13 protein-coding genes are annotated in these 11,477 nt (G+C 68.3%); 11 read left to right on the forward strand and 2 right to left on the reverse strand.

The window, feature by feature from the left end; translation table 11 throughout:
- Window positions 1-21: 21 nt before the first annotated feature.
- The 5 genes from U5771_RS12015 to U5771_RS12035 all read left to right on the forward strand — a co-directional run bounded on the left by U5771_RS12015 (window position 22) and on the right by U5771_RS12035 (window position 4,158).
- Complete coding sequence (locus U5771_RS12015; protein ID WP_322024166.1) at window positions 22-255, forward strand: DUF3079 domain-containing protein; 234 nt, start codon at window positions 22-24, stop codon at window positions 253-255.
- Window positions 256-447: 192 nt separating this feature from the next.
- Window positions 448-2,115 (forward strand): hydroxylamine reductase, encoded by a 1,668-nt coding sequence (gene hcp, locus U5771_RS12020; protein WP_322024167.1) that lies wholly within the window; start codon window positions 448-450, stop codon window positions 2,113-2,115.
- Window positions 2,116-2,128: 13 nt separating this feature from the next.
- Complete coding sequence (locus U5771_RS12025; protein WP_322024168.1) at window positions 2,129-3,151, forward strand: 2Fe-2S iron-sulfur cluster binding domain-containing protein; 1,023 nt, start codon at window positions 2,129-2,131, stop codon at window positions 3,149-3,151.
- Window positions 3,152-3,274: 123 nt separating this feature from the next.
- Window positions 3,275-3,676, forward strand: coding sequence for a PPC domain-containing DNA-binding protein (locus tag U5771_RS12030; RefSeq protein ID WP_322024169.1), 402 nt, complete (start codon window positions 3,275-3,277; stop codon window positions 3,674-3,676).
- A 113-nt stretch (window positions 3,677-3,789) separates the two neighbouring features.
- Window positions 3,790-4,158, forward strand: a complete 369-nt coding sequence (locus tag U5771_RS12035; protein WP_322024170.1) for a hypothetical protein — start codon at window positions 3,790-3,792, stop codon at window positions 4,156-4,158.
- A gap of 177 nt (window positions 4,159-4,335) precedes the next feature.
- Here U5771_RS12035 and U5771_RS12040 read toward each other — a convergent pair whose 3' ends face one another.
- Together U5771_RS12040 and U5771_RS12045 are read right to left on the reverse strand one after the other, a co-directional pair.
- Window positions 4,336-4,584, reverse strand: a complete 249-nt coding sequence (locus U5771_RS12040; protein WP_322024171.1) for an adhesin — start codon at window positions 4,582-4,584, stop codon at window positions 4,336-4,338.
- Between the two features lie 702 nt (window positions 4,585-5,286).
- Window positions 5,287-5,721, reverse strand: a complete 435-nt coding sequence (locus U5771_RS12045) for a universal stress protein (RefSeq protein WP_322024172.1) — start codon at window positions 5,719-5,721, stop codon at window positions 5,287-5,289.
- Window positions 5,722-6,122: 401 nt separating this feature from the next.
- On the opposite strand from U5771_RS12045, the gene U5771_RS12050 reads away from it, so the two are divergent.
- From U5771_RS12050 to U5771_RS12075, 6 genes are all read left to right on the forward strand, one after another.
- Window positions 6,123-7,607 carry an amidase gene (locus tag U5771_RS12050; RefSeq protein WP_322024173.1) on the forward strand — a complete coding sequence of 495 codons (1,485 nt, stop codon included), beginning with the start codon at window positions 6,123-6,125 and terminating at the stop codon, window positions 7,605-7,607.
- 559 nt (window positions 7,608-8,166) lie between these two features.
- Entirely contained in the window at window positions 8,167-8,859 is a 693-nt protein-coding gene (locus U5771_RS12055) for a hypothetical protein (RefSeq protein ID WP_322024174.1), read from the forward strand.
- Window positions 8,860-9,131: 272 nt separating this feature from the next.
- Window positions 9,132-9,965 carry an arylamine N-acetyltransferase gene (locus U5771_RS12060; RefSeq protein ID WP_322024175.1) on the forward strand — a complete coding sequence of 278 codons (834 nt, stop codon included), beginning with the start codon at window positions 9,132-9,134 and terminating at the stop codon, window positions 9,963-9,965.
- 109 nt (window positions 9,966-10,074) lie between these two features.
- Window positions 10,075-10,251 carry a ribbon-helix-helix domain-containing protein gene (locus U5771_RS12065; RefSeq protein WP_322024176.1) on the forward strand — a complete coding sequence of 59 codons (177 nt, stop codon included), beginning with the start codon at window positions 10,075-10,077 and terminating at the stop codon, window positions 10,249-10,251.
- A 1-nt stretch (window position 10,252) separates the two neighbouring features.
- Complete coding sequence (locus U5771_RS12070; protein ID WP_322024177.1) at window positions 10,253-10,603, forward strand: VOC family protein; 351 nt, start codon at window positions 10,253-10,255, stop codon at window positions 10,601-10,603.
- Between the two features lie 10 nt (window positions 10,604-10,613).
- Entirely contained in the window at window positions 10,614-11,474 is an 861-nt protein-coding gene (locus tag U5771_RS12075) for a class I SAM-dependent methyltransferase (RefSeq protein ID WP_322024178.1), read from the forward strand.
- Window positions 11,475-11,477: the final 3 nt, after the last annotated feature.

The following is an 11,477-nucleotide window of genomic DNA, read 5'->3' on the forward strand; positions in this document are numbered from 1 at the left end:
ATACCGGGAAGACGACGAACGATGGCCAAGAAATTTCCGCTGCATCCCCACCATCCGGAGCGGATCTGCTGGGGATGCGACAACTATTGCCCGACGCATGCGATGCGTTGCGGCAACGGCTCCAGCCGGACCCAGCACCCGTGCGAACTGCTCGGCGAGGACTGGTATCGCTACGGCGACTGGGGCATCGACTGCGCGGACGACGAAAGCGACACCGCAACCGCTACCGCGGCGCCGGCCGGCGGACAATCGTAGCGACAAGTTGTCCCATCGCGTGCGCGCGGTTTCTTGATCTGCGTCACGGTGGCCGACGGTGCGCCGAAACATCATGGAAAAGATGCATAAGGAACGCATCTTGAAGCGGGCGAGATGCCCGGCGGCCCGGAACACGTTTCGCGCCGCCGTTCGCGCCGACCCGCGCCCCCATGATCGAGAAAGGAGAGCACCGTGTTTTGCTATCAATGCGAACAGACCGACCGGACCGGCGCACGGCCCGGCTGCGCATCGGCGAAGGGCAACTGCGGCAAGGACGAGACGACGGCCGATCTGCAAGACCTGCTGGTCCATGCGGTGAAGGGCATCGCGCAATACGCCGCGATCGCGCGCACGATGGGCGAGCCCGATCGCGACGCCGACCGGTTCGTGCTGTACGCGATGTTCACGACGCTGACCAACGTGAACTTCCATGCGGCGCGCTTCGTCGCGCTGCTGCGTGAAGCGGCGCAGACGCGCGATCGCGTGAAGGCCGCGTGCGAAGCGCACGCACGGGCCGCGGGCGCGCCCGTGCCGGTGCTGACGGGGCCGGCCGCGTGGCAGCCGGCGGACGATCTGGCCGGCTTGCTGAAGCAGGCGGCGACCGTCGGCATCGACGCGGGCCTCGACACCGTGGGCGCCGATATCGTCGGGCTGCGCGCGCTGGTGCTGTACGGGCTGAAGGGCGTGTGCGCGTATGCGCATCATGCGAAGGTGCTCGGCTACGAGCGCGACGACATCTACGAGGGCGTCGACGCGGCGCTCGCGTTTCTCGCGGGCAATCCCGCCGACGTCAACGCGCTGCTCGCGCAGGCGCTCGATCTCGGCCGGCTGAACCTGACGGTGATGGAACTGCTCGACAACGCGAACACCGGCCGCTTCGGCGTGCAACAGCCGACCGCCGTGCGCGTGTCGCCGGTGGCAGGCAAGGCGATCCTCGTGTCGGGCCACGATCTCGGCGATCTGCATGTGTTGCTCGAACAGACGGCGGGCACCGGCATTCAGGTTTATACGCACGGCGAAATGCTGCCGGCTCATGCTTATCCGGCGCTGAAGGCGTTCCCGCATCTGGCCGGCAACTACGGCGGCGCGTGGCAGGACCAGCAGAGCGACTTCGCGCATTTCCCCGGGCCGATCCTGATGACGTCGAACTGCATCATCGAGCCGTTGCCGCAATACCGGCAGCGGATCTTCACGACGGGGCCGGTCGGCTGGCCGGGCGTGCGGCATCTCGAACATCACGATTTCTCGACGCTGATTCGCGCCGCGCAGGCGCTGCCCGGGTTCCCGGCCACCGCGCCGGAGGAGACGATCACGGTTGGATTCGGCCGGCATGCGGTGCTGGGCGTCGCGGACAAGGTGATCGATGCGGTGAAGGCCGGGCAGATCCGCCATTTCTTCCTGATCGGCGGGTGCGACGGCGCCGCGCCGGGCCGCAACTACTACACGGAGTTCGCGGAACAGGCCCCTGACGATACGGTCGTGATGACGCTCGGCTGCAACAAGTACCGGTTCAACCGGCACGCGTTCGGCGAGATCGGCGGCATTCCGCGCCTGCTCGACGTCGGGCAGTGCAACGACAGCTATTCGGCGATCCGGATCGCGACCGCGCTCGCCGATGCGTTCGAGTGCGGCGTGAACGACCTGCCGCTGTCGCTCGTTATCTCGTGGTTCGAACAGAAGGCGGCGGCCGTGCTGCTGACGCTGCTCGCGCTCGGCATCCGCAACATCCGGCTCGGACCGACGCTGCCGGCGTTCGTCACGCCGGGCGTGCTCGCGGTGCTGGTCGAGCAGTTCGGGATCCAGCCGATCGGCGACGCGGGTGCGGACCTGGCCGCGGCGCTCGCGCGTCGGGCTGCGTGAGCGGGACGGTTCGATGAGCTACCGGATCGAGATCACGACGCGCGACGGCGCGCCGTTCGGCTTCGACTGCGAGCCCGGCCAGGATCTGCTCGCGGCGGCGGCGCAAGCCGATATCACGCTGCCGTCGCAATGCCGGCGCGGCAGCTGCGGCGCCTGCCAGGCGACCGTCGTCGACGGCCCGTACGAGATGCAGGACCACAGCGCCGACGCGTTGCCGGCCGGCCAGCCCGGCGCGGTGCTGCTGTGCCGGACGACGCCGCTCGGCGATCTGCGGGTCGCCGCGCCGTACGACCGCGCCAAGGTGCTGCTGCAGCCGGTGCCGGTACGCACCGCGCGGATCGCGGCGCTCGACACCCTCGCGCGCGACACGATGCGTGTCGAGCTGCAGATCGAGCCCGACGACGCGTTCGGCGCGGCGGCGGAATTCGAAGCCGGCCAGTTCGCGGAACTGGAGGTGCCGGGCAGCGGTGTGCGCCGGCCGTATTCGCTCGCGAATACGAGCAACTGGGACGGCCGCCTGGAATTCCTGATCCGGCTGCGATCGGGCGGCTGGTTCTCGACTTATCTGCGCGAGCGCGCGCGGTCCGGCGACCCGCTGACCGTGCGCGTGCCGATGGGCGGGTTCGGCCTGTTCGCGGACAGCCTGCGGCCGCGCTGGTTCGTCGCGGGCGGCACGGGGCTCGCGCCGATCCTGTCGATGCTGAGGCGCATGGCCGAGTATCAGGAGATCGGCGACGCGCGGCTGTTCTTCGGCGTCAATGAGGAAAGCGAACTGTTCATGCTCGACGAGCTGGCGCGGTTGCAGGCCGAGTTGCCGCAACTGCGGGTCGAACTGTGCGTATGGCGGCCGGGCGCGGAATGGGCCGGGTTCCGCGGGACGCCGGTCGATGCGTTGCGCGCGGCGCTTGCGCAGGCCGAGGTGCTGCCGGATGTTTACGTGTGCGGTCCGCCGCCGCTCGTCGAGGGCGCGCGGGAAGTCGCCGTCGCCGCCGGCATTCCGGATGGGCAGTTCGCAAGCGAGCGGTTCACCGTGTGATGCGAGCGCCGCGCGCTGCAGCGATGCAGGCGGCGGCGTTTCGTTTGCGGCGAGCGGCTTGCCGGATTGCCCGGCCGAACGTACTCTTGGTCGACACCCAGGCCCACCAGCAGGTGATCGACCATGCAAGCCCATCCTGTGCGTCTTTCCCCCGGCGACGATCTGCGCGCGTCGATCGAGCAGGCGTTGCGTCGGCTCGACGCGCATGCCGCATTCGTGATCCAGGGGATCGGCAGCCTGAACGTCGCGCAATTGCGCTTTGCCGGCGTCGACGCACCGGCCGAACTGCGCGGCGACCTCGAAATCCTGACGCTGGCCGGTTCGGTCTCGCCGGACGGCGCGCACCTGCATATGTCGGTGTCCGACGCACAGGGCCGCGTGTGGGGCGGACACGTCGCGAGCGGCTGCGTGGTGCGGACGACCGCCGAGATCCTGCTCGTGCTGTTGCCCGCGCATCGATTTTCCCGTGAACCCGATGCGGGCACGGGGTTCAATGAATTGACGATCCGGCGCGACGAGGCGTGAATGGCGGACGCCCGGTGCCGGTTGCGTCAGGACGTCGGTCAAGGCCGATTCGACACGGTGTGGCGATGCGTCGTCGCAGGCCGAGCGAGGGGCAGGTGAACGTTCAGTGCAGGATGCTTGTCACGGCGGCGCGAACCCTGGTCGATCGAACCTGGGCGAACGATCCGGTGCCGTACGACGCGCTGCTTGCGGAAGCCCGGGCGCTGCTCGAACGGGCGCTCGACGACAATCCCGACGAGGTCGCCGTGTTGACCTGCCTGGGGGCGGTGCTGTGCGGCCTGCGACGGCATGCCGAAGCGCGCGAGTACCTGGTGGAGGCGATCCATCTCGGATCGACGGACAGAAACACGTATTTCAACCTGTTTGTCGCGATGCTCGAGGGTTCGAGCTTGGACGAGGCGCGGGCCGTGTTGAAGCGCGGTGCGGCGTTCACGGCCGATCCGCTCACATGGGAAGCCTATTTCGATCCGCATGCGATGTAGGCGGCGGAGCGGGGCGCTCGCGGTTCATTGCACCGGGACGTTCGACGTCGCCGCTGCCCGCACCCGCGCAGCCGTGTCCGGCGAACGATCGGGATCGTGACGGCAAACGCCGAAACCGGCGCGGCTTCGACTCGGGCGGCGTGACGTGCGGCAACCTGCGCGTCATGCCGGACCGCGTCAGTTCTTCGCCATCGCGACATCCCGATTGCCGCGCCCGCTCACCAGGCAGCCGGACATGAACGCTTCGCTCTGGCTGCTGGCGGCCGCGTTGCCGAAGCCCCGGCTGAGCGCGTCGTATTTCACCTGCTCGGCGCCCTGCGAGCACGCCGTCGGGCTGGCGTCGCGGCCTTGCGCATGCAGCAGTGCCCGATCGCCGATCAGGTAGGCCAGCAGCGCGAAAAAAGCGATGTGTACCACTCGTCTCATGATTCGTCTCCTCGTTGCTCAAGCGTAACGCGGACACGATTCGGGAAGCACTTGGGGCTTCCCCCGGTAAACGTCTGCTGAAATGGCGGCTGGCCCAGGTGATCGCGTCCCGTTTTTTGCCGCCCGAACGGGGAAAAGGGCGGTGGCCGGCCGCCCCGGCTGGCGATTGACGCGAGTTTGACGAATGTCAGGGTTGGGGCAGGGCGAGACGGTCGCACCGCCGGTCAAAGCGATAGCATGAATGCATGTTTTGACGGAACGCGATGTGCGGCGAGCGATGGGCGCACCGGTTTCGGGTGAAGCAGGTATGTGTTGAACATCGCTATCGAAATAGTGAGGAATCCAAATGCTTAACGTGTCTTCCGTCCTGATCAGCATGGCACCGTTGTGGGTCATCCTGCTGGGTGCGTCTTCGTTGGCGACCTATCTCGTCTTCTGGCGCAAGGTCATCAAGTAAGCCGGCCAGCGTTGCGCGATGGCGCGCGCGTGCGTGCCGCGGTGTTTGCGCATGGCACACGACGGCTTTGCGTCGTGCAACACGCATCGCTGCGTCGCCCCAAATGAAACGACCCGCCGAAGCGGGTCCATGACGACATCGTCGTGCTTGCGCGCATATCGAGGTTTCCGGCCCGATGCCGCGCAGTACGGGGGCTGTCGCGATATGCGACCGCGGCCACGGCAGCCACGGCTGCAGTCAGTCGCTTATCGCACCGCCGTCACAGGTACATTCGAGATCCGCACGAGCCGGTCCATCACGCTGCGACGGAACATCGACAGCAGCGTGTGAAACGGATCGTGCCGCGGCGCGACGACGACGATTTCGTCGCAGCCGGTCTCGGCCGCGACCGCCGCGATCGTGTCGGCCACCGGCCCGACCTTCTTCACGATGCTGTATCGGACACCGGCTTCCCGCAACACCCGCTCCGCCATCGCCAGATCGTCGCACGCGAACTTGTCCTCGATCGACTGCAGCCGCGACAGCGGGTGAAACGCTTCGAGCCGCGTCGCTTCGAGCGGCGCCTGGACATTGATCAGCACGATCTCCGATGCGCAGCGTTCGCGATACAGGAAGGTCGCGTGGCGGACCGCCTGCAGCGAGCGGGGCGAATGACCGACCGGAACCAGCAGTTTGAGCATGGAAGATGCCCCGTTATCGAGATGTTTCCAGCGTAGCGCGGCGCCGGATCGCGCAACCTAAAGAGATCGGGCGGCCGCGTAAAAATGTCGTCAACGTCCGCCGCCTCGTGTCACACCTATTGGAAATATAAGAAATTTTAGTTTATGCGCATAAACGTTTTCACCGACCGGCCGGAAGGCAGCTCGACGTGGGCCACCCAGCGGCGGCGCACCACGCCGATTTAGTCGGAACCTCAATGAATCGCGGCGAAAAATATCGGAGGTCGGCCATCCGGCGTCGCGTAGAGTAGTGCATCGGCCGCGGCGCGGCCTTCTCCCGGCGCCTTCCCGGCCGCGCGGGACGGATCGCCGCCACCATGCAGCCCGCCATTCCATTCCCTTCCGATTCCAGGAGACCTCGCATGCCGCACGGCGCCTCGCAGCTTCTCGCTCCCGCTTCCATCACCGTCGATCCGATCGTGCGCCTGTCGGCCGGCGAGCTCGCGTCGGCGATCCGCGGCAAGGCGGTCTCGTGCGTCGAGACGATGCGCGCGTATCTCGATCACATCGAGCGCGTAAATGGCGCGGTGAATGCGTTGATCTCGCTGCGCGATCGCGACACGCTGCTCGCCGAAGCCGCGGAGAAGGACGCCGCGCTGGCCCGCGGCGAGTATCACGGCTGGCTGCACGGGATGCCGCAGGCGCCGAAGGATCTCGCGATGACGAAAGGGCTGCGGACGACCTACGGCTCGCCGATTTTCCGCGATAACGTACCGCAGGCCGATTCGGTCGGCGTCGGGCGGATGCGCGCGGCGGGCGCGATCTTCATCGGCAAGACCAATACGCCGGAGTTCGGCCTCGGCTCGCATACGTTCAACGAAATCCACGGCGCGACGCGCAATCCGTACGACCTGACGAAGAGCGCGGGCGGCAGCAGCGGCGGCACGGCGGCGGCGCTGGCCGCGCGCATGCTGCCGGTCGCGGACGGCAGCGACTTCGGCGGTTCTCTGCGCAATCCGGCCGCGTTCTGCAACATCTACGGGTTCCGTCCGTCGCAGGGCCGCGTGCCGCGCTGGCCGGGCGTCGACGTGTTCATCCAGCAGCTCGGCATCGAAGGGCCGATGGGCCGCACGGTCGGCGACGTCGCGCAGTTGCTCGCGATCCAGGCCGGCTACGACCCGAACGATCCGCTGTCGCTCGCGGAAGATCCGGCCGTGTTCGCGAAGCCGCTCGACCACGATCTGCGCGGCGAGCGCATCGCGTGGGTCGGCGACTGGAACGGCTATCTCGCGACCGAGCCGGGCGTGCTCGCGCAGTGCGAAAAGGGCCTCGCGACGCTGCGCGAGATCGGCTGCGAAGTGGATGCGGTGCTGCCGGCGTTCGCGCCCGAGCGCATCTGGCGTCTGTGGCTCACGCATCGGCACCTGCTGTCCGGCGGCGGGCTGCTCGCGCACTATCGCGACCCGGCACGGCGCGTGCTGCTGAAGCCCGAGGCGATCTACGAGGTCGAGGGGCTGCTCGCGATGCAGGGGGCCGAGGTGTTCGACGCGAGCGTCGAGCGCACCGCGTGGCATCAGGCCGTGCTGAGCTTCTTCGATCGCTACGACTTCATCGCGGCGCCGACCGCGCAGGTGTTCCCGTTCGACGTCGAGCAGCGCTGGCCGAAGGAAATCGCCGGCCGCGCGATGGACACCTACCACCGCTGGATGGAAACGGTCGTGCCATGGACGCTGGCCGGCTGCCCGGTGATCAGCGTGCCGGTCGGCTTCAACGATGCGGGGCTGCCGATGGGGATGCAACTGATCGGCCGGCCGCGCGCGGATCTCGCGGTGCTGCAGCTCGCGCGCGGCTACGAGCAGGCGGCCGACTGGGTCGGCCGGCGGCTGCCGGACTGGATGGCTGCGTAACGCGGCGGCCGGCAGATCGTCGATCGTCGACCAGCGACCAGCGACCAGCGACGAAAGCAAGCGACGCAAGCAAGTGACGCAAGCAAGTGACGAAACGGGCGGCCGCGTGCCGCCCGTTTTGTTTCTGAACCTCGAAACGCGCTGGCGATGCGTGCGCCGGGCATGACGCTGCCGCACGACAGCGCCGGTCGACACCGGCGCATCACCCGCGCTTACCGGCGCTTACCGGCGCCTACCCGGCGCCTACCCGGCGCCTACTCGGCGCCTACTCGGCGACTACCCGGCGACTACCCGGCGACTACCCGGCGCCTACCCAGCGCCTACCCAGCGCCTACCCAGCGCCTACCCAGCGCCTACCCAGCGTGGCCGAGATTGCCGCGATACAGGAACGAATCCCGGCGCAAGCCCGATATCGCGCGGCAGATTCGGATGAATCCGCCCGCTGGGCGACGATCGCACCGGGAGATTTCGTATCGATGTGTTTCAGTCGTTGCGGCGGCGCACGACGCGCTTCGACAATACCCGGCTTGATTCAACCTTCCGGCACGAGGAAAAACACATGAAGCACATTCGCGCGACGGGCAAGCGCTTCGCAGCGGCGGGCATCGCATTCGGCATCCTGCTGGGCGTGAACGGCACCGCGCACGCGCAGCTCGACCTGCAGTCGATCGGATCGGCGCTGCTCGGCGGCGGGCAACAACAGGCCGCGCCCGCGCAGGGCGGCGTCGCGCAACTGATGCAGGCGTACGTCGGCGCGAACCAGCAGGTGCTGGTCGGCCAGTCGTCGCTCGCGTCGGCGATGGGGCTCACCGGCGCGGCCGGTCAGGCGCAGCAGGCCGCCGGCCTGCTCGGCGGCGGCAATGCGCTGACGCCGGCCGCGCTGTCGCAGATGGGCGGCGCGCAGCAGTCGGTGTCGCAGGCGCTCGGCCAGGCGTTCGCAAGCGGCGGGGCGACGCACGGCCCGATCGACAAGCAGGCGTTCAGCAACGGCCTCGCATCGCTCGGCCAGGGCCTGACGCAGTACTCGCAGCTGCAGTCGGGGCTCGGCAATCTCGGTTCGACCAGCGCCGCGTCGCTGCTGCAGTCGGGCCTGAATCCGCAGAACATGCAGGCCGCGTCGTATATCGCGCAAAGCGCGCCGGGCCAGTTGCAGTCGCTCGCGTCGACGCTCGGCCAGGCCGTGCAGTTCGCGACGAGCCAGGGGATTTCGGTGCCGTCGGTCGCGTCGTCCGCATTGAAGCTGCTGCCGTAACGTTGCCGGACCCGCGCGCTGCGGCGCCGGCAGCGCGCGGAAAGACTCGTTCCCCGGTTACCGAAAAGTCATGCGTGGGGCGGGTCGCCAGACGGGCCGAGCGCGGCGTCATGCGCCTCGCGCATACGTCGAGCATTCGCTTCGTCGCATGCGTTGCGCGCGGCCCGTCCGGCGACCAGCGCAAGCCCGTCATCCGCGTGAACAGACCCTGGGTAACCCGCGAATAGCGCTCGATGCTATCGTGGCGTGTTCCCCGTTCCCGGTGCCGGTTCATGACTGACTCGTTCGACCTCCCGCGCTACTTCGCCCGCATCGGCCATGACGGCCCGGCCGAGCCGACGCTCGATGTGCTGCGCCGGCTGCATTTGCTGCACCCGCAGGCCATTCCGTTCGAAAACCTCAATCCGCTGACCGGCGCGCGGGTCGCGCTCGACCTGCCCGCGATCGTCGACAAGGTGATCGGGCGCCGCCGCGGCGGCTACTGCTTCGAACTCAACAAGCTCTTCTACACCGCGCTCACGACGATCGGTTTTCGCGTGACGCCGCTGATCGCACGCGTGCGCTGGATGCGGCCGCCCGAGGTCGTCACCGCGCAGACGCACATGCTGCTGCGCATCGATCTCGACGGCGCGGCGTGGCTCGCGGACATCGGCTTCGGCAGCGCGACGCTGACCGCGCCGCTGCGCTTCGTGCCGGGCGAGCGGCAACTGACGCCGCATGGGGCGTTTCGCGTCGTCGACGCGCCGGTCGACGGCGAGTTCGACATGCAGTTCGAGATCCCCGACGGCTGGCAGACGACCTACCGCTTTTCGCTGAAACCGGCCGAGTGGATCGATTACGACGCCGCGAACTGGTTCACGTCGACCTATCCCGAATCGATCTTCGTCAACGACCTGATCGCCTGCCGCGTGCTGCCGGACGGCCGCGCGGCGCTGTTCAACACCGTGCTGACGCTGCGCGACGCGGCGGGCGCGGGGCGCACCGTCACGTTCGACGACGCGGCCGCGTGGGGCGCGTGCCTGCGCGACACGATCGGCATCGACACGACCGGCTTCGATCTCGACGCGTTGTTCGCGCGGGTGGCGGCGCGGGCGAACACGATGTAAGTGCGTTGCGTTGCGGGGCCGTGTGGCATGAGCGGGCGTCGACGTCCGCCGTGCCGCCGATCGCGGGTTCCGGTTTGACATTTGCTATTTTGCTAGCATACTAGTATCCATGACCGACGAAGAAGTGAAGCAATTCAACGTATACCTGCCGCTGAGCCTGATCCGGCAGGTCAAGCATCGCGCCATCGAAACGGAACAGTCGCTGTCCGCGCTGGTGGCCGACGCATTGCGCGCGTATCTGGCCGCGCCTCCGCCGGGGGCCGGGCCGTCCACCACGGAGGAGTGACATGTCATCCGAGCGAATCGAAGCCGTGTACCTGACGACGCACAACTGGGGCAAGTCCGCGAAGTTCTTCCAGGCGCTGGGCTTCACGCTGGAATTCGAAACCGATCACCACTCGGGCCAACTGAGAAACGGCGACGGCCCGTTTCTGTTCATTGCCGAAGTGCCGGCCAGCGAGACGCCCGGCATGCAGGTCGTGCTGAAGGTGCCAGACGAGCAGGCGGTCCGGCCGCAGCCGATCGTCGATGTGGTCACGCCGTTCGAGGATACGCACTGGGGCACGCGCGACATGACCGTGCGCGATCCCGACGGCCGCGTATGGCGCCTGCAGGCGCCGGGCCGGCCGGGCGCGTGAGGCCATGACGATGACCGACCTTCATCCGGACGCCCCCGACAGCACCGCCGCGCGCGTCGCGCTGTGGCGCGCGCTGCACGTCGAACTCGATGCGCCGCCGCACGTGCTCGTCGACGAAGTCGGCCTGCGCCTGCTCGCGCCGGCACCCGGCTGGCAGCAGCGCGGCGACATGGATCCGCGCTTCACGCGGCCGTTTCGCGCATCGATCGTCGCGCGGGCGCGCTTCATCGAGGATCTCGTCGTCGAGCAGGCCGGGCAGGGCGTGAGCCAGTACGTGATCCTCGGCGCGGGCCTCGACAGCTTCGTGCAGCGCCGGCCGGAGATGGGCTCGCGCCTGACCGTCTTTGAAGTCGATCCGCCCGCGCCGCAGGCGTGGAAGCGCCGCCGGCTGACCGAGCTCGGCTTCGGCGTGCCGGACTGGCTACGGTTCGTGCCGGTCGATTTCGAGCAGCAGCAATCGTGGCGCGACGCGCTCGTGCGCGCCGGCTTCGATGTGGGCAAACCGGCGGTCGTGGTGTCCACCGGTGTGAGCATGTACCTGACGCACGACGCGAACGCGGCGGCGCTGCGCGAAGTCGCGTCGCTCGCGCCGGGTTCGACGTTCGCGATGACGTTCCTGCTGCCGCTCGAGCAGGCCGATCCGGACGTGCGGCCGGGGCTCGACATGGCCGCGAAGGGCGCGCGCGCGAGCGGCACGCCGTTCATCAGCTTCTTCATGCCGGCGGAGATCCGCGCACTCGCGACGGAGGCCGGCTTCGCGCGGGCCGAGCATGTGTCGGCCGCGGATCTCGCGCGCCGCTACTTCGCCGGTCGCAGCGACGGCCTGCGTCCGCCGGACAACGCGGAGGAGCTGCTGGTCGCGACGGTGTAACGT

This window comes from Burkholderia sp. BCC1977 (assembly GCF_905339595.1).
Taxonomy (GTDB): Bacteria; Pseudomonadota; Gammaproteobacteria; order Burkholderiales; family Burkholderiaceae; genus Burkholderia.

What these genes read in the sequence shown, in the direction of transcription:
- U5771_RS12065 (WP_322024176.1), top strand. Translation starts at nt 10,075, where the DNA reads ATGACCGACGAAGAAGTGAAGCAATTCAACGTATACCTGCCGCTGAGC.
- U5771_RS12050 (WP_322024173.1), top strand. Translation starts at nt 6,123, where the DNA reads ATGCCGCACGGCGCCTCGCAGCTTCTCGCTCCCGCTTCCATCACCGTC.
- U5771_RS12025 (WP_322024168.1), top strand. Translation starts at nt 2,129, where the DNA reads ATGAGCTACCGGATCGAGATCACGACGCGCGACGGCGCGCCGTTCGGC.
- U5771_RS12055 (WP_322024174.1), top strand. Translation starts at nt 8,167, where the DNA reads ATGAAGCACATTCGCGCGACGGGCAAGCGCTTCGCAGCGGCGGGCATC.
- U5771_RS12045 (WP_322024172.1), bottom strand. Translation starts at nt 5,721, where the DNA reads ATGCTCAAACTGCTGGTTCCGGTCGGTCATTCGCCCCGCTCGCTGCAG.
- U5771_RS12075 (WP_322024178.1), top strand. Translation starts at nt 10,614, where the DNA reads ATGACCGACCTTCATCCGGACGCCCCCGACAGCACCGCCGCGCGCGTC.
- U5771_RS12070 (WP_322024177.1), top strand. Translation starts at nt 10,253, where the DNA reads ATGTCATCCGAGCGAATCGAAGCCGTGTACCTGACGACGCACAACTGG.
- U5771_RS12060 (WP_322024175.1), top strand. Translation starts at nt 9,132, where the DNA reads ATGACTGACTCGTTCGACCTCCCGCGCTACTTCGCCCGCATCGGCCAT.
- U5771_RS12030 (WP_322024169.1), top strand. Translation starts at nt 3,275, where the DNA reads ATGCAAGCCCATCCTGTGCGTCTTTCCCCCGGCGACGATCTGCGCGCG.
- U5771_RS12040 (WP_322024171.1), bottom strand. Translation starts at nt 4,584, where the DNA reads ATGAGACGAGTGGTACACATCGCTTTTTTCGCGCTGCTGGCCTACCTG.
- U5771_RS12015 (WP_322024166.1), top strand. Translation starts at nt 22, where the DNA reads ATGGCCAAGAAATTTCCGCTGCATCCCCACCATCCGGAGCGGATCTGC.
- U5771_RS12035 (WP_322024170.1), top strand. Translation starts at nt 3,790, where the DNA reads ATGCTTGTCACGGCGGCGCGAACCCTGGTCGATCGAACCTGGGCGAAC.